At 71.1% G+C, this 22,311-nt stretch carries 18 protein-coding genes and 1 pseudogene; 12 read left to right on the top strand and 7 right to left on the bottom strand.

The genetic code is table 11. The features are described 5' to 3' along the window. Positions 1-487: 487 nt before the first annotated feature. A complete protein-coding gene (locus L1857_RS15960) occupies positions 488-1,489 on the bottom strand; it encodes an IS481 family transposase (RefSeq protein ID WP_115945108.1) in 1,002 nt (333 codons plus the stop codon). Positions 1,490-1,777: 288 nt separating this feature from the next. On the opposite strand from L1857_RS15960, the gene L1857_RS15965 reads away from it, so the two are divergent. Then, complete coding sequence (locus L1857_RS15965; RefSeq protein WP_094006034.1) at positions 1,778-2,494, top strand: ABC transporter permease; 717 nt, start codon at positions 1,778-1,780, stop codon at positions 2,492-2,494. Between the two features lie 9 nt (positions 2,495-2,503). Then, on the top strand, positions 2,504-3,010 hold the full coding sequence (locus L1857_RS15970; RefSeq protein WP_198958250.1) for a mycothiol transferase: 507 nt from the start codon (positions 2,504-2,506) through the stop codon (positions 3,008-3,010). On the opposite strand, the gene L1857_RS15975 is transcribed toward L1857_RS15970, so the two are convergent. Next, positions 3,007-3,657: a hypothetical protein gene (locus tag L1857_RS15975; RefSeq protein ID WP_249465466.1), complete on the bottom strand. Its 651-nt coding sequence runs from the start codon at positions 3,655-3,657 to the stop codon at positions 3,007-3,009. The two genes, L1857_RS15970 and L1857_RS15975, sit on opposite strands and share 4 nt — an antisense overlap. Before the next feature lie 262 nt (positions 3,658-3,919). Between L1857_RS15975 and L1857_RS15980 the strand changes: the two genes are divergently transcribed. Beyond that, complete coding sequence (locus L1857_RS15980; RefSeq protein ID WP_116115480.1) at positions 3,920-6,106, top strand: terpene synthase family protein; 2,187 nt, start codon at positions 3,920-3,922, stop codon at positions 6,104-6,106. A gap of 925 nt (positions 6,107-7,031) precedes the next feature. Here L1857_RS15980 and rnhA read toward each other — a convergent pair. Next, positions 7,032-7,490, bottom strand: coding sequence for a ribonuclease HI (gene rnhA, locus L1857_RS15985; RefSeq protein ID WP_094006035.1), 459 nt, complete (start codon positions 7,488-7,490; stop codon positions 7,032-7,034). 103 nt (positions 7,491-7,593) lie between these two features. On the opposite strand from rnhA, the gene L1857_RS15990 reads away from it, so the two are divergent. From L1857_RS15990 to L1857_RS16000, 3 genes and pseudogenes are all read left to right on the top strand, one after another. Continuing rightward, on the top strand, positions 7,594-8,364 hold the full coding sequence (locus tag L1857_RS15990) for a hypothetical protein (RefSeq protein WP_094006045.1): 771 nt from the start codon (positions 7,594-7,596) through the stop codon (positions 8,362-8,364). A gap of 1 nt (position 8,365) precedes the next feature. Further along, positions 8,366-10,219, top strand: coding sequence for a DNA/RNA non-specific endonuclease (locus L1857_RS15995; RefSeq protein WP_094006036.1), 1,854 nt, complete (start codon positions 8,366-8,368; stop codon positions 10,217-10,219). 105 nt (positions 10,220-10,324) lie between these two features. Beyond that, a pseudogene (locus L1857_RS16000) lies at positions 10,325-10,783 on the top strand (hypothetical protein). 91 nt (positions 10,784-10,874) lie between these two features. Here L1857_RS16000 and L1857_RS16005 read toward each other — a convergent pair. Continuing rightward, positions 10,875-11,336, bottom strand: a complete 462-nt coding sequence (locus tag L1857_RS16005) for an STAS domain-containing protein (RefSeq protein WP_233157305.1) — start codon at positions 11,334-11,336, stop codon at positions 10,875-10,877. A 112-nt stretch (positions 11,337-11,448) separates the two neighbouring features. Continuing rightward, entirely contained in the window at positions 11,449-12,129 is a 681-nt protein-coding gene (locus L1857_RS16010; protein ID WP_094006038.1) for an IclR family transcriptional regulator, read from the bottom strand. A 65-nt stretch (positions 12,130-12,194) separates the two neighbouring features. Here L1857_RS16010 and L1857_RS16015 point away from each other — a divergent pair, with 65 nt between their 5' ends. The 5 genes from L1857_RS16015 to L1857_RS16035 all read left to right on the top strand — a co-directional run bounded on the left by L1857_RS16015 (position 12,195) and on the right by L1857_RS16035 (position 16,537). Continuing rightward, positions 12,195-13,394, top strand: a complete 1,200-nt coding sequence (locus L1857_RS16015) for a styrene monooxygenase/indole monooxygenase family protein (RefSeq protein ID WP_094006039.1) — start codon at positions 12,195-12,197, stop codon at positions 13,392-13,394. 20 nt (positions 13,395-13,414) lie between these two features. Next, positions 13,415-14,347, top strand: coding sequence for an AraC-like ligand-binding domain-containing protein (locus L1857_RS16020; RefSeq protein ID WP_116112653.1), 933 nt, complete (start codon positions 13,415-13,417; stop codon positions 14,345-14,347). 145 nt (positions 14,348-14,492) lie between these two features. Further along, positions 14,493-15,716 carry a styrene monooxygenase/indole monooxygenase family protein gene (locus L1857_RS16025; protein ID WP_116112650.1) on the top strand — a complete coding sequence of 408 codons (1,224 nt, stop codon included), beginning with the start codon at positions 14,493-14,495 and terminating at the stop codon, positions 15,714-15,716. A 15-nt stretch (positions 15,717-15,731) separates the two neighbouring features. After that, the gene (locus L1857_RS16030; RefSeq protein ID WP_094006042.1) at positions 15,732-16,040 is read left to right on the top strand and encodes an EthD family reductase; all 309 of its coding nucleotides are present in this window, start codon (positions 15,732-15,734) and stop codon (positions 16,038-16,040) included. Further along, positions 16,037-16,537, top strand: coding sequence for a flavin reductase family protein (locus L1857_RS16035; protein WP_094006043.1), 501 nt, complete (start codon positions 16,037-16,039; stop codon positions 16,535-16,537). Before L1857_RS16030 ends, L1857_RS16035 begins: the two co-directional genes overlap by 4 nt. Here the strand turns inward: L1857_RS16035 and L1857_RS16040 are convergent. Beyond that, on the bottom strand, positions 16,531-19,890 hold the full coding sequence (locus L1857_RS16040; RefSeq protein WP_116112647.1) for a type ISP restriction/modification enzyme: 3,360 nt from the start codon (positions 19,888-19,890) through the stop codon (positions 16,531-16,533). The genes L1857_RS16035 and L1857_RS16040 overlap by 7 nt on opposite strands. Positions 19,891-20,210: 320 nt before the next feature. Then, on the bottom strand, positions 20,211-20,888 hold the full coding sequence (locus L1857_RS16045; RefSeq protein WP_094009129.1) for an MBL fold metallo-hydrolase: 678 nt from the start codon (positions 20,886-20,888) through the stop codon (positions 20,211-20,213). 115 nt (positions 20,889-21,003) lie between these two features. On the opposite strand from L1857_RS16045, the gene L1857_RS16050 reads away from it, so the two are divergent. Next, positions 21,004-22,263 carry an acyltransferase family protein gene (locus tag L1857_RS16050; protein ID WP_094009128.1) on the top strand — a complete coding sequence of 420 codons (1,260 nt, stop codon included), beginning with the start codon at positions 21,004-21,006 and terminating at the stop codon, positions 22,261-22,263. Positions 22,264-22,311: the final 48 nt, after the last annotated feature.

The following is a 22,311-nucleotide window of genomic DNA, read 5'->3' on the forward strand; positions in this document are numbered from 1 at the left end:
CGCGCTGCTCTCGGGGCTGCCGAGCATTCGACCGTTCCGTGCCGTTTGGTGCTCTCCCTCGTCCGTAGGCGGTTGGGCTGCGGTCGCATTGCGGCCGCGGGCGCCGTGCCTGCCCTGCGGTGGCTCAGTCCCGCTGGGGCCTGGGGCGAGCCGGCCCGCGCTGTTGTCGGGGCCGGTGAGCCTTCGACCGTTCCGGACGCGTGATCTCGCTCATCCATGGGCGGTGGGGCTGCGCCGCATTCCGGCCCGCGCCGCACCTGCCCTGCGGTGCCCCAGCGCCGCCAAGGCCCAGCGCGAGCCGGGCCCTGGCGCAGTCGGGGCCACCGGGGCACTCACAGCGCCTTGGATCAGTGTGGCTTGGCGCTCTCGCTCATCCATGGGCAGCAGGGCTGTGGCCGCACTCCGGCCCTCGCCGCGCCGGCTCTGCGGTGACTCAGCGCCACCAGGCCCCAGCGCGAGCCGCCCCCTCCCCGGAGCCGCCGAGACGCTAGCTGTATGAGGCCGTGACATTGGTGACGCCGGTGTGGAGCCGGGTCGCGGGTGGCTGATCTCCGGCAGCAGTGTGTGGTCGATGGTAGTTGTAGTGGATGTTCCAGATCGCTAACGCCTCGGTGCGTTCCTGCTCGCTGGTCCAGACCCGGGCGTAGAGGAACTCTTCGGCCAGGATCCGGTTGTAGCGCTCGACCTTGCCGTTGTGGCGTGGGGTGTAGGGCGTGATCCGCTGGTGGCGGGCGCCGCGTAGGACGGTGGCGAAGTCGCGGGCGCGGTAACAGGAGCCGTTGTCGGTGACCAGGCGGTGGATGTGGGTGAAGCCGTGGCGGGCGAAGAACGCCCGCGCGCGGTGGACGAACCCGATCGCCGTGCGGGCCTTCTCGTCGGGCAGGGCTTCGGTGTAGGCCAGGCGGGAGTAGCCGTCGATGGCGGAGTGCAGGTAGGTGTAGCGGGCCCGCTGACCGCGGGTCTTGCCGCGGGCGACCAGACGGTCCTGGTCGCTGCCCTTGCCGTGGACGCGCCAGCCGCCGCCGTCGGGGATCTGGCCGGTCTTCTTCACATCCAGGTGGACCATGTGCCCGGGCCAGCGGGCGATGATCCGCTGGGGCGCCCGGTTGGTGGCGCCGGTGGGATCGAGGAACCGGCGCCGGTTGAGACCCAGCTGCAGCAGGTGGCGGCCGACGGTGCGAACCGAGATGGTCACGCCTTCGGCGGCCAGCTCGGTGGCGATGCGACGGGCGGACCATTTCCGCTGTCGCCGTAGCTGCTCGATCCGGGCCACGACCTCGGCTGGGGTGGCGGTGGGATGGCGGTGCGGCACGCTCGGGCGGTCGAGCAGACCGGTCTCACCGTAGCGGCGCCAGCGGTTGACCCACTTGGAGGCGCATTGCCGCGAGATGCCCATCTCGGCGGCGACATGGGCGATCGGGCGGGTCTGGCAACGCTGCACGAGCCGGCGACGGCCCTCGACGGACAGCGGGGCATTACGGTGGTGCATGGACGGGTCTTTCTCTCGGCGGATGAGTGGGTCGCACTTCTCATCCTGCCGCCGAAAGACCCGTCCCCTCGTCTCAAGCCCCCGCAGCCGACACCAACGTCATGACCCGCAACAGCTAGCTGGCCCGGAGTGCTGCAGTCCCGGCCCGCGTCGCCGTGACCCAGCGCCCGCCCGGAAGCCACCCCCGCACGTGCGCCGCGATTCCGATCCCGTCCCTCATCCGGCGGCCACTGCCCGCCGTGCGGCACGATCAACCTCGTGAGCGGAGCGACCCTGCAGGCCGGCCCGATGCTGGCCGTCGTCCTCGCCGTGCTCGTCGCGGCCGGCGCGCTCGCCGTGTGGCTCGGGCGGCTCGGGCCCGGGTGGGCGGTCGTGACCGCGGCCGGCCGCGCGGTCGCCCAGCTGGCCGCGGTGTCGCTGCTGATCACCGCCGTGCTCCGGTCGGGGTGGTGGACCGGCCTGTTCGTGCTGCTCATGTTCACCGTCGCCGCGGTCACCTCGGCCCGGCGCGTCGGGCTACCGCTGGGCCGCCTGCCGTGGATCGCCGTCGCCCTGGCCGGTGGTGTCCTGCCGGTGCTCGCGCTCGTGCTCGGGTCCGGCGTGGTGCCCCTGGAGCCGATCGCGGTCGTGCCGATCGCCGGGATCGTCATCGGCGGCACGATGAGCGCGACCTCCCAGGCCGCTCGCCGCGCCCTCGACGAGCTGTCCACCCGGCACGGCGAGTACGAAGCCGCCCTCGCCCTCGGCTTCCTGCCGCGCGCCGCCGCGCTGGAGATCTGCCGCCCCACCGCCGGCCAGGCGCTCATCCCCGCGCTCGACCAGACCCGCACGGTCGGCCTGGTGACCCTGCCCGGCGCCTACGTCGGTGTGCTGCTCGGCGGGGCCAGCCCGGTGCAGGCCGGGGTGACGCAGGTGCTGGTCCTGATCGGGTTGCTGGCGGCCGAGGCGATCGCGGTGCTCGTGACGGTCCAGCTCGTCGCGGCGGGACTCGTCGATCGCGGTTAGCGTGGGGGCATGACTGTTGCGGACTTGGTGATCGACGGGTTCGACCGCGTCCAGGAGGTCGTGCACGAGGCCGTCGACGGGCTGACCGAGGACCAGCTCGCGCAGCGTCTCGACGAGGGCGCCAACTCGATCGCGTGGCTGGTCTGGCATCTCACGCGCGTGCAGGACGACCACATCGCGGACCTGGCCGGCACGCCGCAGGTGTGGACCGAGGAGGGCTGGCACGAGCGGTTCGGCCTGCCGTTCGGACCGGGGGCGACGGGCTACGGCCACCGCTCGAAGGACGTGGCCGCCGTGCGCGCGGAGGCCAAACTGCTCGCCGGCTACCACGACGCCGTGCACGACTCGACGGTCTCGTGGCTGGGCGGCCTGCGCGAGTCGCAGCTGGACCAGGTGGTCGACGAGGCGTGGGACCCGCCGGTGACCCTCGGGGTCCGGCTGGTGAGCATCCTGTCCGACGACCTGCAGCACGCCGGCCAGGCCGCGTTCATCCGCGGCATCCTCGAGCGCCGCTAGGGAGGCGGGAACTCGGCGGCGACCTCGGCCGCGTCGTCCATCGTCGCGGGGTCCGGGTGTCCGCCGCCGGGCGCGGCCTCGGCGATGACGACGAGCGAGCCGCTGCGCCGCGAGCCGTAGTACTGCCCGGTGAACTCCACGCCGGCGAGGCCGAGCGCGCCGGCCGCGAGGGGCTCGACGTTGCCCGTGCCGTCGGTGTCGGCCAGCTCCTTGAGGTCGGCCGCGGTGCCCGCGCTGGGCATCCGCACCCACGCGATCGACACCACGACGGTGTTGCCGTGCGCGTCGCCGATCGCGAGGAGGAGCCGGTCCAGCTTGCGGCACGGGTGCTTCCGGAAGAACTGCCGCACCTGACCGTAGGAGTGTGCGCCGCAGGTCAGTTCGGCGCGGGCGACCTGTTTCAGCTGGCGCAGGCCCAGGCGGGTCCAGGCCTGATCGCGCTGTCCCTTGCGGGCGGCGTCCTTGCCGGCCGGCTTGCCGTGCGCCGAGGTCGCGGTGCCGCCCGCGGTACCGCCGCCGGTCGTCAGGCCCGCGCCGCCCGCCACGGCGGCGCCCAGCGCCACCGCCGCGATAGCCGCGCCGCCCTTCTTCTTGTAGCCCGGTCTGCGCTTCCCCTGCGAATCGGTCCACCAGTAGTCGGGTTCCACGGCTGGAAATATTTGTCACATCACTCCATTGGTGTTCTCGTTTCGCGTGAAATCGCTCGAACGGCCCAGTCCCGCCGCCTCCCGGATTTCGAAGTCTCCCGGAATCTTCGGACAATCCCCTGGTCGTCACTAATGAAACTGAGACTGTCCGAAGAGGACATCAAGGCAACTGAGGGTGTTCTGCCCGCGTCATCCGAACAGGGCCTGGGATCGCTCACCTGGCTGTTGCCGCCGCCGGCCCGGGAATGACACTGTCGAAGGCATGCAGGCCTTCACTCTGCCCGAGTTCTACGTCCCCTATCCGGCCAGGCTCAACCCGAACCTGGAGGGCACCCGCGCGCACAGCATGGACTGGGCGCGCCGCATGGGCATGCTCGACGCGCCCAAACCCGGCGGGGGTGTGGTGTGGACGGAGTCCGCGCTGGCCGAGATGGACTACGCCCTCATGTGCGCCTACACGCATCCGGACTGTGCGGGGCCGGCACTCGATCTGATCACCGACTGGTACGTCTGGGTGTTCTTCTTCGACGACCACTTCCTCGAGCAGTTCAAGTACTCGCGCGACATGGTGGGCGCGAAGGAGTACCTGGACCGGCTCGAGCTGTTCATGACCGCGCCCGGCCAGGAGCCGCCGGAGCCGGAGAACCCCGCCGAGGCCGGGCTGAAGGACCTGTGGGAGCGCACGATCCCGGCGATGTCGGAGGGGTGGCGGCGCCGGTTCACGCTGAGCACCCGCAACCTGATGGTCGAGTCGATGTGGGAGCTGGCGAACATCGACCTGGGCCGCGTCGCCAACCCCATCGAGTACATCCAGATGCGGCGGCGGGTCGGCGGGGCGCCGTGGTCGGCGAACCTGGTCGAGTACGCCGTGCGGGCCGAGGTGCCGGACCGGCTGGCGGGGACGCGGCCGATCGAGGTCCTGTCCGACACGTTCGCCGACGCCGTGCACCTGCGCAACGACCTGTTCTCCTACCAGCGCGAGGTGCAGGAGGAGGGCGAGAACTCCAACGCCGTGCTGGTGCTCGAACGGTTCCTCGGCTGCTCCACCCAGGAGGCCGCCGAATTGGTGAACGAGCTGCTGACCTCGCGGCTGCAGCAGTTCGAGGACACGGCCCTGGTCGACGTGCCCGCCCTGCTCGCCGAACACGCCGCACTGCCGCACGAGCAGATCGCCGTCGGCGCCTACGTGAAGGGTTTGCAGGACTGGCAGTCCGGCGGGCACGAGTGGCACGCGCGGTCCAGCCGGTACATGAACGAGGGCGCGGCCGGCGGCGGCCCCAGCCGGCTCACGCCCGGGCCGGTCCTGCGCACCCGGACGCGGCAACGCGACCACGTGCCGTTCACCAAGGTCGGGCACCTGCCGCTGCCCGAGATCTACATGCCCTACGCCTTCCGGATGAGCCCGCACCTGGAGGAGGCGCGGGAGCACAACGTGCACTGGTGCCGGGAGATGGGTTTCTACGACTCGGTGCCGGGCGTGGAGGCCGGGGGAGTGTGGGACGAGGAGCGGTTGCGCGGGATCGACCTGGCGCACTGCGCGTCGATGATCCACGCCGACGCCGATCCGGAGCAGCTGCACCTGTCCACGGCGTGGCTGGCGTGGGGCACCTACGGCGACGACTACTTCCCGGCGGTGTTCGGGGCGGGCCGCAACGTGCCCGCGGCGAAAGCGTCCAACGACCGGTTGTCGCTGTTCATGCCGCTGGACGCGGGGGAGACGCCGGAGCCGTTGACTCCGCTGGAGCGCGGTCTGCAGGACCTGTGGCGCCGCACGGCGACCCCGCTGGGCGTCGACGCGCGGCGGGTGTTCCGGAAGGCCGTGGAGGACATGACCGCGAGCTGGGTGTGGGAGCTGGCGAACCAGGCGCAGAACCGCATCCCGGACCCGATCGACTACGTCGAGATGCGGCGGCGGACGTTCGGGTCGGACATGACCATGAGCCTGTCCCGGATCACCCATCTCACGGCGGTGCCGCCGGAGCTGTTCGGCACGCGGACGTTGCGCGAGCTGGAGACCGCGGCGCAGGACTACGCGTGCTTCGTGAACGACCTGTTCTCCTACCAGAAGGAGATCGAGTTCGAGGGCGAGCTGCACAACATGGTGCTGGTGGTGGAACACTTCCTGGGCCTGGACCGGCTCGCCGCGCGGGACGTGGTGAACGACCTGATGACGGCGCGGATGCGGCAGTTCGAGCACATCCTGGCCGCGGACCTGCCCCAGCTCTTCGAGGATGCCGAACTGGACCCCCCAGCCCGCGACGCGCTCATCCGGCACGCAGACGAGCTGAAGGACTGGATGTCCGGCATCCTCGAGTGGCACCGCCAGTGCGTCCGCTACACCGAGCCGGAGCTGAAGCGCCTGACGAGCCCACCGGCGCCCGCCTTCCCCGCCGAGCTGGGCATGTCGGCCCTCCGGCTGGCGGACCGCTTCCGGGCAGCCTCAGCCTGAGGCACTCGGCCAGGCGCGGCCGGCCAGGGCTCGCCCGGCCTCCGGCCAGGCGCGGTCGGCCAGGGCTCGCCCGGCCTTGGTCTCCTGCCGAGGAGGGCGCAAGCCTGCCGGGCTTTCGCCTCGGGCACGGCCTGGCCTGGCCTGCCGGGTGTCGTCTCGGCCTCCTGCCGAGGAGGGCGCTGGCCTGCGAGGTTTCGCTTCGGCCTTCGGCCTGGCCTGCCGGGTCTCGGCCTCGGCCTCCTCCTGAGGTGAGAGCGCGCCTGCCGGGGTTTCGCCTCGGCCGCGAGCTGGCCCGCTCCGCTTGCGGCCTCGGGCCGCATCCGGTCAGCCTCCTTGGCCGCCCCTCGCCTCTGCGCACCCTTGGCGCGCCTCCGGCCGCCCTCGGCCCATCGGCTTCGCGGCGCCGTAGGCCTCTGGCCCGGCCGGCGCTGACCGCCTCCACCCTCTGCGGCCTTCTCCGACCCTCCGGCGGCCTGCGCCTGTGGCCTCCACCCCCGGCGTGCGGCCTCCACCTCCGGCCCTCCGGCGGCCTGCGGCCTGCGGCGGCCTGCGGCCTGCGGCCTGCGGCGGCCTGCGGCCTGCGGCGGCCTGCGGCGGCCTGCGGCCTGCGGCGGCCTGCGGCCTGCGGCCTGCGGCGGCCTGCGGCCTGCGGCCTGCGGCGGCCTGCGGCCTGCGGCGGCCTGCGGCCTGCGGCGGCCTGCGGCGGCCTGCGGCCTGCGGCCTGCGGCCTGCGGCCTGCGGCCTGCGGCCTGCGGCCTGCGGCCTGCGGCCTGCGGCCTGCGGCCTGCGGCCTGCGGCCTGCGGCCTGCGGCCTGCGGCCTGCGGCCTGCGGCCTGCGGCGGCCTGCGGCCTGCGGCGGCCTCCCGCCTGCGGCGGCCTCCCGCCTCCCACCTCCCGCCTCCGGCCTCCGGCCCGGCCCCTACCCTCACCCGCGCCGTGCGGCTTCCTTCGCGCCCTTCACCGCCAGCCGGTCCGCTCGTTCGTTCTCCGGGTGCCCCGCGTGGCCCTTCACCCAGTGCCATTGCACCTCGTGCGCGCCGATCGCCGCGTCGAGGCGTTGCCACAGGTCGGCGTTCTTCACGGGTTCGCGGCTCGCGGTCTGCCAGCCGTTCGTCTTCCAGCGGGGCATCCACTGCGTGACGCCGTTGCGGACGTAACTGGAGTCCGTGTACACCCGCACCACCGAGGGCCGCGTCAGGGCTTCCAGTGCGCGGATCGGCGCCATCAGTTCCATGCGGTTGTTGGTCGTGGTGCCGGGCTCGCCGCCGTAGAGTTCCTTCTCGTGCCGGCCGTAGCGCAGCACGGCGCCCCACCCGCCGGGCCCGGGGTTCCCGCTGCACGCCCCGTCGGTGTAGATGTCGACGACCGGCCCGTCCTCCTGCACGCGCGGAAGCGTAGCAGCGGCAACGAAACACGGATCAAGTAACTTCTGCGCCCCGGCTGCGACTCCAGGGCGAGGCCCTCCGGACTCACCCGCGGGAGTGATCATGCGTTATCGCCCCATCGGCAGCGATCCCCTGGACGGGCGGCTCGGCCGCTACATCCCGGACGACTGGCGCCACCTGGAGACCTACCCGATTTCGGCGCTGCCGGAGGTGGACCGTCCCAGCGCCGTGCCCGTGGTGATCGGGGTGAACTGGTACGCGGCGTTCGACGAGCCGGAGCGCGACGAGCGGTCCGGGGAGATCTTCATCGGCCACCGGGGCGATCTCGGCCCGATCCGGGGCGGGCACTGCGTCTGCCTGGAGCCGGGCGGCGAGCCGGACACCGACGACTGGTACCGCTTCTACGACCAGGGCCGCGAGGGCGCGTGCGTCGGTTTCGGCTGGTCGCGCTGCATGACCCTGCTGAACAAGGGCCTCTACGCCGCGCGCTGGCTGTGGGACCGCGCGAAGGAACGCGACGAGTGGCCGCAGACCAACCCCGGCGACGACGACGGCACCTCCGTCCGCGCCGCCGCCGAGGTGCTCGTCTCGGCCGGCCACGTCGACTGGGACCCGGTGTTCGGTGACGACGACTCGGGTGAACGCGCCGGCTACGAGCCGGACGTGTCGGACGGCATCCTCGCGTTCCGCTGGGCCACCTCGGCCGCCGAGGTGCACCAGGTGCTGGCCAACCCGCGCGCCGACGAGCTGAACGCCGTGCCGATCCTCAACTCGTGGGGCGAGAACTACCCGCACCGGGTGTGGATGCCGGACGCGGTCCTCGACCGGCTCATCGGCGAGGACGGCGAAGTCGCGATTCCGACGGACCGCTGACATGGCGTCCTATCCGGACCGCGACGCGGTCGAGAAGCGTGTGCACGAGCGCGAGGACGATCGGCAGCGCAAGATCGCCATCCTGGCCGAGCCGTTCGGGCTCGCGCGAGCCGACGAGCCGGGCCGGGTCGCCACCCGCATCGACCGGCTGAGCCGGTCCCGCCCGGACGTCCGCCCGGTCAACCCCGGGGCGATCGCGCGCGGCGAGGAGGACGCGCTGCGCGACGCGGGCACCGTGCTGGAGCGGATCATCCGCACCGACGACCTGCTCGGCGTCGGCTACCTGGAGGGCGGGGTGCGCGCGGCGAAGGCGGTCGGCCGCATCTCCATCCGCGACGACCGCGGCCGGCTGCGCGGCTACGGCACCGGGTCGCTGGTGTCGCCGGAGCTGTTGCTGACCAACCACCACGTGCTCGGCGACGCCGCGACCGCCGCGTGCAGCGTCGTGGAGTTCGACTACCAGGACGGCCCGGACGGCCTGCCGCTGCCGGTGAAGCTGTTCGCCCTCGATCCACGGCGGTTCTTCGCCGCCGACCAGGGCCTCGACTTCGCGCTCGTCGCGGTCCGGGCCGCCGTCGCGGCGCTGGCGCCGTTCGGCTTCAACCGGCTCGTCGAGGCCGAGGGCAAGGCGATCATCGGCGATTACGTGACGATCGTGCAGCACCCGAACGGGGAGCGGAAGCAGATCGCGTTGCGGGAGAACCGGATCGTCGACGTGCTGGAGCGTTTCCTGCACTACGAGACCGACACCGAGCCCGGTTCGTCGGGCTCGCCGGTCTTCAACGACCAGTGGGAGGTCGTGGCGCTGCACCACGCGAGCGTCCGCGCGCCGCGGCACGGCGAGCTGGGCGGCGTGGTCAACGAGGGTGTCCGCGTCAGCCGCCTGCTGGCCGCCCTGCGCGCCCGCGCCTTCCCGCCCGAGCAGCAGGCGCTGCTGGCCGGGGTGTTCGGCGAGCCGTCCCCGGTGGTCGTCGCCCCGGTCACCGAGGCGATCCGCATCGACCCGGACTACGCCAACCGGGGCGGCTACGACCCGGATTTCCTGGCCGGGCACCGGATTCCGCTGCCCGCGTTGTCGCCGGACCTCGTGCCGCTGGCGGCGGTGAACCGGCAGGCCACGAGCGAGCCCAGGTACGTGCTGCCCTACCACCACTTCAGCGTGGTGCTGAACAAGCAGCGCCGGCTCGCGTTCTTCACGGCCGTCAACATCGACGGCACCACGAGCGTGCGGCTGCGCCGGGAGAAGGACAAGTGGTCGCTCGACCCGCGGGTGGCGGAGGAGGAGCAGACCGGCGAGCGGGTCTACGAGGACAACCCGCTCGACCGCGGTCACCTCGTCCGCAGGCTCGACCCGGCGTGGGGCCCGTCGCGTGAGGCGGCGAAGGCGGCCAACGATGACACGTTCCACTTCACCAACTGCACGCCCCAGCACGAGGACTTCAACCAGAACCGGAGCACGTGGGCGGGGCTGGAGGACTACGTCCTGGAGAACGCCGACAACCGGGACCTGCGGGTCAGCGTCGTCACCGGCCCGGTCCTGGCCGCCGACGACGACCAGTACCGGGGCGTCCGGCTGCCGCGGCAGTACTTCAAGGTGGTGGCGATGGTCCGGCAGGACGGCAGCCTGTCGGCCACCGGCTACCTGCTCAGCCAGGAGCAGCTGCTGGAGGGGCTGGAGGCGGCGCCAGCGGAGTTCTCCTACGGCGCCTACCGCACGTTCCAGGTGCCGGTCCGGCGCATCGAGAGCCTGACCGGTCTGTCGTTCGGCATCCTCACCGACGCCGACCCGCTGGCCCAGCGGGAATCGGCGACGACCGCGAAGGAGGTCGGCGGGCCGGCGGACCTGGTCCTCTAGATGAGCGAGTCCAAGTCTGGGCAGTGTCCGGGGATGGGGGGAGGGTGGTCAAGATCAGTTTGTGACGCCGGCCCGAACACCCTTCTGGCCGCACTGTAGGTCGAGATCGGTGACCACCTCGGTAAGCCCGCTCGTGTCGGCAGGCCACCCCGGCTGCCGGATGCTGAACTGCTGGCGCCGGCGGTCGCGCGGGTGCTGCTGGGTTGTGCGCTCGGAGGCCCGATGGTTGCGGTGTGTGCCCCGCCACCTGCCCGACGCGTTCCCTTACCTGCCCGGCAGGGCCGGTTACGGCTACCGCCGCCACTCCCGCTTCTTCTGGGCCTGCGCCTGATCTGCACCCCGGCCCGGCTGCTGCAACCGTCCTACCGCAACCGAACCCCGCACCTGCTCAAGCCGGTCCGGCAACTGATCGAATCGGTCAACGACACCCTCAACGGCCAACTCGATCTCGAATCACACCGTGGCCGTGTCGCACAACGACCGCTCGCCCTCACCGCCGCGATCCGGCACGACCCCGCCACCGGCCAACGCAGCACCCGATCCCTGATCGCCTACGACCACTGATCAAGCTCAGACTCACTCATCCAGGCAGTGCCCGGCGCCCGGTCCGCCAGCACCGGACCGAGCGGCGCGCGAGCGTCAGGCCGTGAAGCCGTCACCAGGGTGCGCGCCCGACGTGCTGCTCCGTGACGTGCCGCAGCACGATGTCCTCGGCGGGCTCGTCTGCGGCCGGCAGGCTGTGCAGCATCCCCGCCGCGCGCAGCGCGCGTTCGACCGGGCGGGCGCCCGTGCCGGTGATCCGCAGGGCGGCGCCGCGGCGGGCGGCGGCCTGCTGGGTTTCCACGAGCACGGTCAGCCCGGCGGTGCCGAGGAAGGTGACCTCGGACAGGTCGAGCACGAGCAGCGTCACCGGTCCGCGGAAGCGGTGGCCGATCACCCGGGACAGCTCGGGCGCGGTGCCCAGGTCGACGTCGCCGCCGACGGTGACGAGCAGGGTGTGCCGCGCGGGCTGGGCGACGTCGACCGTGAACGCGCCGGCGTCGGCGGCCGGTGTGGACCGCGGGGCGGGGATGCCCCGCTGCGTGACCGGTGCGGGGCGGGTTTCCGGAGGTGCCATCAGCAGGGCCTCCACACTGCAGCGGTGAGCGCATGTCGGGTACGTCTGCCGGCTACCTGCTCAACCGTGGCCACAGCCTACCTGCACTTCTCGGTTCCGGCGACCGCGCTGGTCAGCGGCCGGTGAGCTGCCCGGCCGCGGCGTGCAGGCCGGTCAGCGCCGCGTCCTCGTCCAGGCGGCCGGGGACGAACAGCACGCAGGCGCTGGCCACCCGCCCGGCCCGCAGGGAGACGGGCACCGCGAGCGAGGCGATGCCGGGCAGTACCTCGCCGGTGGTGCGCACGTGGCCCAGGTCGCGGGCCAGCGTGACCTCAGGCCGCTCGTTCGGCCGCGGCGGCAGCGCGGCGAGGATGGCCAGCCCGGGCGCGCCGCGGGTGAGCGGGTGGCGCACCCCGGGCCGGTAGGACACCGGGCCGGCGGCGGCCGGTGGTTCGACGGTCACCAGCGTGAGCGCCTCCTCGCCGTGCGGAACCGCGAGGAACGCGACCGTCCCGGCCGCCTCGGCGACCGGCGCGAGCACGGACTGCGCGAGCGACTGCAGGTCGGAGCGCACGGCGGAGGCGACGGTGAGCACGGCCAGGCCCACCTCGTAGCGTCCGGCCGCGTCGCGCTGCAGGTAGCCGTGCGCCTCCAGGGTGCACAGCACGCGGTAGGCGATCGACCGGTGCAGGCCGGTGACCTCGGCGATCGTGGCGGTCGTGCATGGCGCGTGCGCGGCGACGGCCTCCAGCACGGCCAGACCCCGTTCGAGTGTTTGCAGGCCCGCGCCGCCGACGACCTTGCCTTCCGCCATGCGCTCCTCGTACTGTTCTCTCAGAAATAGAACTCGCTGCTCGATAATAGAGTAAGGACAGCGTCGTGACCACGGTCGGCATCGTCGGAGCGGGGATAGCCGGGCTGCACCTCGGCCTCGCGCTGCGTGCCGCCGGCATCCCGGTCACGCTGTACGCCGAGCGGCCGTTCGACGACCTGGCCGCCGGGCCGCTGCTCAACACGGTCGCGCACCACCACCCGCTGCTGGAGCGCGAGCGGGCGCTGGGGGTGCACCACTGGCCGGCGGCGGAGTTCGGCTACGCGGCTCACCACCACTGGATCGGGGGAGTCCGCTTCACCGGCCGGTTCACCCACCCGTCGTGCGCCGTCGACCACCGCCTCTACCTGCCGCGGCTGGCCGAGGACCTCGCCGGCCGCGGCGGGCGCGTCGAAGTGCGCGCGGTCGGCCCGCGCGACCTCGGTGAGCTGGCCGCGCGGCACGACCTGCTCGTCGTCGCGACCGGGCGGGGCGCGCTGAGCGGCCTGTTCCCGCGCCGTCCGGGGCACAGCCCGCACGACGCGCCCCGGCGGCTGGTGTGCGCGGGCCTGTACACCGGCATCGCACCGGCCGAACCGGCCGCGGTCACCATCGGGGTCGCGCCCGGGCAGGGCGAGCTGCTGGAGATCCCGTTGCTGTCGCGGCATGGACGCGTCACGGCGCTGCTGTTCGAGAACGTGCCCGGCGGCGACCTCGCGGTGCTGAACGAGCTGTCCCCGGCGCAGGATCCCGCGCTGTTCCGCAAGACCGTCCTGGAGAAGCTGCGCGAGCACCACCCGGCGACCGCCGAGCGTGTGCTCGACGACTTCGCCCTCACCGATCCGCGCGATCTGCTGCAGGGCGCGGTCACGCCCGCGGTGCGGGAGGACTTCCTGCCGCTGGGGGACGACAAGTTCGCCCTCGCGCTGGGCGACGCGCACGTGGTGGTCGATCCGGTGATGGGGCAGGGCGCGAACATCGCCTCCTACAGCGCGGCCGTGGCAGCCGCGGAGATCGCCGCCGACACCGTCTACGACGAGGTGTTCTGCCGCCGCGTCGCGCGGGCGCGCGAGGAGGTGCTGCTCGGGGCGTCGGCGTGGACGAACCTGGTGCTGGACCCGCCGCCGTGGCTCGGCGAGCTGTGGCAGGGGCTGGCCGGCGATCCGCGCCGCGCGGACGAGTTCACCGACAACTTCGACCACCCGGACCGGCAGTGGCGCGTGCTCGCCACCCGGCGCCGGGTGCGGGCGTTCCTCGACGGAAGCTGACCGGGAGAGCGGAGGACAACGTGGTCCACACAGCGACGAAGATCCTGAGCACGCGTGCGGTGCCCGGCGGCGAGAGCGTCGACTACTGGCGGCACGTCATCTCCGACGCGTTCGTGCCGCTGGAGGCAGCCGCGCCGGAGCCGTCGTTCCGCGGCGAGGTGCGGATCGACCGCCTCGGCTCGACGCTGGTGTCCCGGGTGGACGCCGGCCCGCACCGCGTGCGCCGGACCAAGGCGATGATCGGCGCGAGCGAGCGTGGCTACTACAAGCTGGGCCTGCAGGTGCGGGGCAGCTGCCTGCTCGTGCAGGACGGGCGCGAGGCGCTGCTCGGGCCCGGCGACTTCGCGCTGTACGACACCGACCGGCCCTACACGCTGGCCTTCGCCGAGCCGACCGCCATGGCGGTGTTCATGTTCCCCCGGGAGCGGCTGCGCCTGACCGCCGCGGGAGCGCGGCAGATCCTGGGACAGCCCCTCCGCGGCGACGACGAACCCGGTTCGCTGCTGGCACCGCTGTTCCGCCGCCTGGTGGGCCTGCTGGGCAGCGCCACCTCACCGATGCCGCTGGCCGACGCGGTGCTCGACCTGCTGTCCGCGCTGCTGTCCGAACAGACCGGCGCCACCCCCGATTCCCTGGTGCTGCGGGCCCAGTCCTACATCGACAGCCATCTGTCCGATCCGGACCTGTGCCCGGACTCGGTGGCCGCCGCGCTGCACATCTCGACGCGGTACCTGCAGAAGCTGTTCGCGGAGCAGGGCACGGGCGTGGCGGGCTGGATCCGGAACCGGCGGCTGGAGCAGTGCCGCCGCGACCTGTCCCGGCCCGGGCTGACCCGCCCGGTCAGCGCCGTGGGCGCCGCGTGGGGCCTGCCGGACGCGGCGCACTTCAGCCGCTCCTTCAAGGCCGCGTACGGCCTGAGCCCGCGGGAGTTCCGCGCCCGGGCCCTGTCCTGACGGTTCGCGGATCGTCAAGAAGCGTTCGCCTGAGGGAAAGACCGGCGCGGCCGCGGCGGGCAGGATGGTGCCATCGACCCGGCCGGACCCACGCGTCCGGCCGATGTGGACAGTGCCTTCGCCGCCACCACCGAAAGGAGCGCCCATGCCCAACATCGGCATCATCGGCGCCGGGATCGCCGGCCTGCAGCTGGGTTTGCTGCTGCGCCGGCACGACGTCCCGGTCACCGTCTTCACCGACAAGACCGCGGCCCAGCTGGCGAACGGCCGCCTGCTGAACAGCGTCGCCCACCACGCGCCGACGCTGAAGCGCGAGCGGGAGCTGGGCATCGACTTCTGGCCGGTGGCGGAGTACGGCTACTCCTGCCACCACCACTACGTCGGCGGCCCCGAGCCGATGTCCTGGCGCGGCGACTTCGACGAGTGGTCCAGCGCCATCGACTACCGCCTCTACCTGCCCAAGCTGACCGAGACGTTCGAGGAACGCGGCGGGCGGCTGGAGATCCGCACGCTGCAGGCCGAGGACATCGAACCGATCGCCGACCGGCACGACCTGCTCGTCGTCGCCGCCGGCCGGGGCGCGTTCGCCGGGTTGTTCCCGCGCCGCCCCGAGCTGAGCCCGTACGACGGGCCGCAGCGGATCCTGTCCGTCGGCCTCTACCACGGCATCACCTACTCCGAGCCGAAGGGCGTCACGATCAGCGTCTCGCCCGGGCACGGCGAGCTGCTGGAAATCCCGATGTACGGCCGGGACGGGTTCACCACCGCGCTGCTGTTCGAGAACGTGCCGGGCGGTGACCTGGAGATCCTCGGCCGCCAGTCCTACGAGGCGGACCCGAAGGCGTACGAGCGGCTCGTGCTGGACAAGCTCGCCAAGCACCACCCGCGGACGTTCGAGCGCGTCGACCCGGCTCGCTTCGCGCTCACCGGGCCGCTGGACATCCTGCAGGGCGCGCTGACGCCGACCGTGCGGCAGGACTACGCGAAGCTGCCCAACGGCAAGTTCGCGCTCGCGATCGGCGACGTGCACACCGTGGTCGACCCGGTCGTCGGGCAGGGCGCGAACTCGGCGTCGCACTCGGCGTGGGTCACCGGGCAGGCGATCCTGGCCGACTACGGCTTCGACGAGCTGTTCTGCCAGGACGTGGCGGCGCGCCGGGCCGACGTCGTGCTGGGCGCGGCGAACTGGACGAACCTGATGATCGGCCCGCCGCCGGAGCACCTGCTGCGGCTGTTCGGCGCGATGTACGCGGACAAGGCGATCGCCGACGAGTTCACCAACAACTTCGACTACCCCGACCGGCAGTGGCGGATCCTCGCCACCGCCGAGCGCACCGGCGAGTTCCTGGCCCGCCGGGCGAAGGCCTGAGGAAGGGAATTGCCCATGTACCGCCTGACTGTGTTGTACCCGCCGCCGGCCGATCCGGAGCACTTCAAGCAGTACTACGTGAGCACGCACCTGCCGCTGGCGGCGAAGCTGCCGGGCCTGCGGGCGATGCGGTACGGCTTCGACGTGGCCGCGATGGACGGGGAGAGCCCGTACTTCGCGATCTGGGAGGGCGAGTTCGACTCGGCCGACGCGATGGCCGCGGCGATGTCGTCGGAGCAGGGCCGGGCCGTCGCCGCGGACGTACCGAACTACGCGACGGGCGGCGCGCGGATCCTGCACTACGCGCCCGTCGAAGGCCCGTGACGGCGGGCGTGGCGACCGACCCGCGCCGGTTCCGCACGGCGATGGGCCGGTTCGCCACCGGAGTCACGGTGATCACCACCCGCACCGCGGAGGGCCGGGTCCACGGCATGACGGCGAACGGTTTCCTGTCGGTGTCGCTGGAGCCGCCGCTGATCCTGGTGTCGCTGGGCGCGTGCACGATGGCGCGGCACCTGTCCGAGGGCGACCGGTACGCGGTGACGGTGCTGTCGGCCGACCAGGAGGACGTGTCCCGCCACTTCGGCGGCCGCCCCTGCGTCGACGTCGGTTTCGACACCCAGGGTGGGTTCGACTTCATCCCGGGCGGCCTGGCGGCCATCGGCTGCCGGATCGTCGACCGCCACCCGGCGGGTGACCACACGCTGTTCCTGGGCGAGGTGGAACACCTGACCTACCGGGACGGCGCCCCGCTGCTCTTCTACACCGGCTCGTACCGCACGCTGCACGCCGGCCTGACGGAGGACGTGTTCTTCTACTGAGCGTCGTACTGGATGAGCGGTTCCGATTGTCGCTCATTCGGTGGCCGCTGATAGGGAGGAGGTGCCGGGAGCACCTCCTCCCGTTCGAGATCGTCCGCGGTGATGAGCGGCCCGGCCAGGATTCGCTCCAGAAGGTCGCGCTGAGCAGGTTCGAGCTCGACACAGCCCTCCAGGACCTCGAGCAAGTCGAGCAGGTCGTCGTCGAATTCCGCAGTCCAGCGGCTGGGGTTGATGTCGTCCAGCGGCGAGGTGCGCCTTCGCCGGCGCGGATCCGGATGCCGGTAGCTGAACCATTTGCGGACGATCTGGAGATTACCGACGTGGTACTCCCACACCTCCTTGCGGACGGGGTGAACTCGTCCGGCTCGCTCGAAGAGCGTGTCCTCCCCCAGGACGAGTGTTTGTGTCTCCTCCTCATACCTCACCGACGTCGGAAGCTGGTCGTCCCCGGAGGGCACCGGCTCGATGTATCCGGCTCGTCTGACGCGACCGAGGCTTCTCGGACGTTTCTGCGCGGGGTTGATCATGCGCTCGCCATACGTGTGCAACCACAGGATCCGCCGGCCCAGTTCGACTCCTTCCCGCCACAACTCCGGATCCAGGGTGAGCGGCACGCGAATTCCCGGAGTCTTCAGTTGTCGCTGGAAACGCTGTGTGAACCCCGGATGTGCCACCACGCCGGCAACATAGGCGAGAACATCTTCCGCCTTGATCCGGTGCCCGAGGAACCTGGCGAGCACTCTGGTCAGTTTCGGCGGAAGGTTCGCCACGCAGCCTTCGGCGTCGCGGAAGAGGGGAAGTACCCGGCCACCGCGGCCATCGAAGCAATGGACGTTCGGAACCAGGGAGGTGAACACCACGGCGGGCCCGCCCGATATGGCGTGAGCGTGCTGCTCGCACATGTAAATCTGCTTGGTTCCGTAGCTCCACCACAGTTCGGGTCGCGGACGGTCAATGGCCCGGCGGTCGTAGATCAGTCGTTGACGATCGAAGCTGCGGAAAGCCATGGGCACGGTTTCGACCTTCGTGCGCTTGTCGTCGAGTATCGGTACGATCGGACCTTGCTGCCCAGGCATCAAAGAGTACTGTTGGTCGATTTTGCGATCTCCTGTCTCCTTGAACAGGATCGGCTTCTCGGCAGGTGTGGCGTGCACCAGCCGCGCCCACCGTTTCTGCAGGGTCTCGGCGTCCGGTGCCCACACCCAGTTGCGGTTGGAGTTGACGCCAGGTTGCTGCCAGGGGAACAGGTCTCCGAGCGCCGGAAAGGTTTCCCAGTCGGAGTCGCCGGGCCGGAATGCGGCCTGCCAGTCTGCCGGGCAGTCCTCCCAGCCCGGGGCTTGCGTCGACAACGTGCTCAGCGCGTCGAACTTCTGTCGCTGAGTACCGGCCAGCGCGATGTAATGAATCCTGGCGGGGGTCTTCGGATCGGGGTTCCCGGTGCGCATGAAGATGCCGATGCAGATCTTGTGCTGGGTCTCCGGGAAGATCCGGGTCCTGATGTCCGGCCGGTGTTCTTCCGGCGACAGATCGATGATCCAGCCTTCGTCAGCGGTCTTTCTCAGGTACTGACGCATACCCGCGTAGGACCTGGAAGTGAGGTAAGCGCTCGGGGTGATGAGGGCGACCACCCCCACCGGGTCGTTGGACTCGAATGCCTTCCATGCGGACCACCGCCAGAAGTAGGTCCACATGTTGTTGAGGTTGAAGGCGAACTTCCCCAGGCCGGGAGTCCGGAATTCGTCCAGCGAGGGACGTTTGCTCACGTCCACGGGCCGTCGGGGATCCCGTCGCTCCTCCAGCCACTTGGCCGCGCCACGTGCTCGTTCCCGCCAGGGTGGGTTGCCGATGACGACCATCACCGGGGCGTCGATCTTGACCTGGTTCGCGCGCTTACGTGACTTCTTCAACTCGTTGTACACCTGTCCGTAATCGAACGGCATGGCGTACGGGTCATCCAGAGTGTCGGTCAGGAAACGGGGCTCCTCAGCGGGGAGCTCCACCCCGTAAATGGTGCGGAGCGTCGCATGCAGGCGTAGCTCCGCAACCGCGAAGGGCGCCGCCTGTAGCTCGAAACCGACCAGTCGCTTGGCGAACAGCTCACGGATGTGGGCTGCGGGGACGGCCTTGGAGCCTCGTTCTGCCCGCAACGTGCCGGCCGCGCTTTCCAGCACCTCCGCGAGGAAGGTTCCGGCGCCCATGGCGGGGTCCAAGGCCACGACGTCGGGTGAGGCGAAACCACGCCGTTTGCCCAAGCGCAGTTTGAGGATCTCGTCGACGAACGAGACCATGGCCCGTGCGACGGGTGCCGGCGTGTAGTACGTACCGCTGCGTCGGCGCAGCGCTGGGTCGTAGCTGTCCAGGAAAGTCTCGTACAGCTTCGCGTAGGTGTCCGCGTCGCCCATGTCGACCAGGGACCAGTCGATGTTGCCGATGATTCGAACGAGGGTGTCGACGACGTTGAGGTGCCCGACCCATCTCGGGTGCGCGAGGATGAGCAACGCTTCCCCGAGGAGCGAATGCTGTTTGGCGAGCTGTTCGGCGATGCCGGCCGGTGAGCGACCTTCGAAGGGCACTCCGTCGACGCGTGCCAGGAGCAGCCCGAACGTGACGGCTTGTGCATAGGAATCCGCGAAGTTCTGATCGGCTTCGTCCTTCTTGTCGCCCGCTGCCGGGAACAGGATGCTGCGCCACTCCAGGGCCAGGATCGTGAAGGGCTGCTCCGGGGACGTTCTCTCCAGTGTCAGAGTCTCCAGAACCTGCTCCCGGAGCAGGCGGCACAGTGGCGCGACCTCGTTGACCACTGCACGCAGGGACCGCGGCTGTTCGGGTCGCCACTCGAGGAAATCCTTGAGTAGTCGTTCGAGTGACGCGTCCGCCGGCTTGAGGCGCCCTCCCGCGCGGGCCAGGTCCCCGTCAAGGGTGCCGACCCTGCCGACCAGGTTTCCTTTCCGATACAGCGCCCAGGAGGTCCCGTCGGTGTAAATCAGGTTGGGCAGCGATTTCAGGTTTTCCCATTGCCGCCGGTCGTGCTGGTTCGGGCGCCAGGTTTCGGGTGTTCCCTTTCCGGGTGCTTTGAGTTCCAGGTAGCCGATGCGCCCGCTCGGGGCATCCACGGCCATGTCGGGGCGTGAATCGAGTTCAGTCAGCACCACTTCGTCGTGAACGACGAGGCTGATGCCGTAGGTGTCGCCGAGGCGCTGGATGAGCCCCGCGACGGGGGTCCGGAGGCGATCCTCGCTCCGTCCGTCACCCCGCATCCTCGGTGCGAGCTCCCTGCCGAACTGGCTGATGATGTCGAGGAAACGGCCCTCGCTCCGTGATAACCGTCGTGACCCGGCGCGGGGGACCGTCATTACGCCTCCCAGTTCCCTGTGCGAACCTCTTTCGAGATTCGTCGTGGACTGGGTGGCGCGTCAAGTAGTGCGCCAATTCGGATCGCGGCTCAGCAGAATGGCGTAGTGGAATCCGGCTGATTACGCTTTCCGGCGTAATGCCTGCTCCAATTGCTCGGGGAGAAGAGAGCTCATTTCATCGGGTGCTCATTCGGACGGCCTAGTTGACCGCCGTGCCGCGGTTGCCTTGTGTGACGACGTGCCATCGGTGAGCTCGGCGCAGGGTCGATCTGCGGAGCGGACGGGCTGTCCGTCACGTCGACAGCAGCCCGTCCGGCACGTCACCAGCCCCGCTCGCGCCACTCCGGGAGCTTCGGGCGCTCCGCGCCCAGCGTCGAGTCGTCGCCGTGGCCCGGGTAGAACCACGTCTCGTCCGGGAGCCGGTCGAACACCCGCGTCTCGACATCGCCCAGGAGCGACTGGAAGTCCTCCGGCGAGGTCGTCTTCCCGACGCCGCCCGGGAAGAGCGAATCGCCCGTGAAGAGGTGTGTGCTGCCGTCCGCGTCGCGGTACAACAACGCGATCGAGCCCGGAGTGTGCCCCCTCAGGTGAATCACCTCCAGGGTGCAGTCACCCACCGTGAGCGTGTCGCCGTCCTCGACCAGGAAGTCCGGCGGGACCGGCAGCACCGAAGCGTCCAACGGGTGAGCCGCCGTGTTCGCTCCGTACGCGCCGGCCACCGCGCCCAGCGCCTGCCAGTGGTCGGCGTGCTGGTGGGTGGTCACGATCGTGCGCAGCGCCGGGCGGTCCGGCCCGTGGCCGATGAGATCCGAGATCCGCTCCGGGTCGGCCGCGGCGTCGATCAGCAGCGCCTCGTTCTGCCGACGGCAAACCAGCAGGTAGGCGTTGTTGTCCATCGGGCCGACCGACAGCTTGGTGATGGTCAGCCGGTCCAGCACGCGCCGGGCCGCGTCCCCGCCCGGCTCGACGTGGCCGGTGTAGTCCTCTACGACGTTCACGCCGCCAACCGTAGCCGCCGCGCCACGCACCGTTCCACCCGTTCAGGTTGATCTCAGATCGGTAACGTAGGCTCCGCTGCGTCCCCGACCCGATCTTGTGAGACGCCCCGAGACAGTGCCGAGCTTCCTCCCCGAAACCCCCCGCACCAGCACCCGGCGGATCAGCTGGGACGCCGTGCGCGTCCTGGCGGTCCTGTCCGTGATGCTCGGTCACATCACCCACCAGGGCCCGCTCGCCCACACCGAGCTGGACGACTACCCGGTCAAGGTCACCGCCCAGTTCGGCGCCGCGATCCTGATGGTCGTCTCGGCGTTCTTCGTCTGCCAGACGATCCGGCGCGGCGACCCCCGCCGGTGGATGTGGAAGAAGGCGGCCCGGCTCGTCCCGCCGTACCTGGTCGCGGTGCTGCTCACCTACTTCGTGATGCGCTGCGCGGACGCCTCGTTCAACGGCCAGGAGTTCGGCGGCCACTGGTGGGACAAGCTGTTCGGCCCGACCACCGACGGCCTCGCCTGGGTCAGCAGCTGGTACGTGCCCGTCGGCTGGGACCTCCTGGTCAACCTGACCATGATCCAGGGCTGGCACCAGGGGTTCATCTGGCTCGACGGCTCCTACTGGACGCTGCCCGTCCAGCTGATGGTCTTCGCCGGCGCCGCGCTGCTGTGGTCGCGCACCCGCTGGTTCCGCTCGCCGCACGCGGCCCGGCACGCGAAGGTGCTGACGTGGGCGATGATCGTCGTCCCGCTCGTCCTGCGGTTCTGGGTGTTCGGCGTCACCAACCCCGCCCCCTGGGCGTTCGCGGTGGTGTTCGGGTTCGGGCTGCACCGGCTGCACGCGTTCGCGGCCGGTATCGCGGTCTGGCTGTGGTCGCGGAACCGGCTGTCCACCCCGCACCTGGCGCTGCTGCTCGTCGCCGTGGTCGCCGCCCAGGACCTGCACCTCTACCCGTTCCACGTGGCGTTGCCCACCGACCCCGCGCGGGTGCCCTCCGACGTCGGGTTCGCGCTCGTGCTGGTTCTCGTGTGCGCGGCGGCCAAGGGCCCGGACTGGACGTTCCTGCGCCCGCTGACCCCGGTGATCACCTGGTTCGCCGGAATTTCCTACGGCGTGTACCTGTTGCACCAGGAGCTGGGCTACATCCTGGCCAAGGCGCTGCAGCTCGCGGGACTGCCGGGCTGGGCGCGGCTGCCGCTGGTGCTGGGGGCGGCGATCGGCGCCGGGTGGCTGCTCACGAAACTCGTCGAACGGCCGGCCCACCGCTGGCTGACCACGCCGCGCGGTGCCACCGCACCGCCACCCCGGACGGCTCCGGACGACCTCGTCCGCGAGGAGCCGACCGGTCCGGCTCCGGTTTCTGTCGGTGGGTCGTCCTAGCATGGATGCGGCTGGCTGATCCGGCCGTCACATTCCAGGGAAGGGACC

The sequence above is a fragment of the Amycolatopsis thermalba genome (assembly GCF_023376025.1).
Classification (GTDB): Bacteria; Actinomycetota; Actinomycetes; order Mycobacteriales; family Pseudonocardiaceae; genus Amycolatopsis_E; species Amycolatopsis_E thermalba.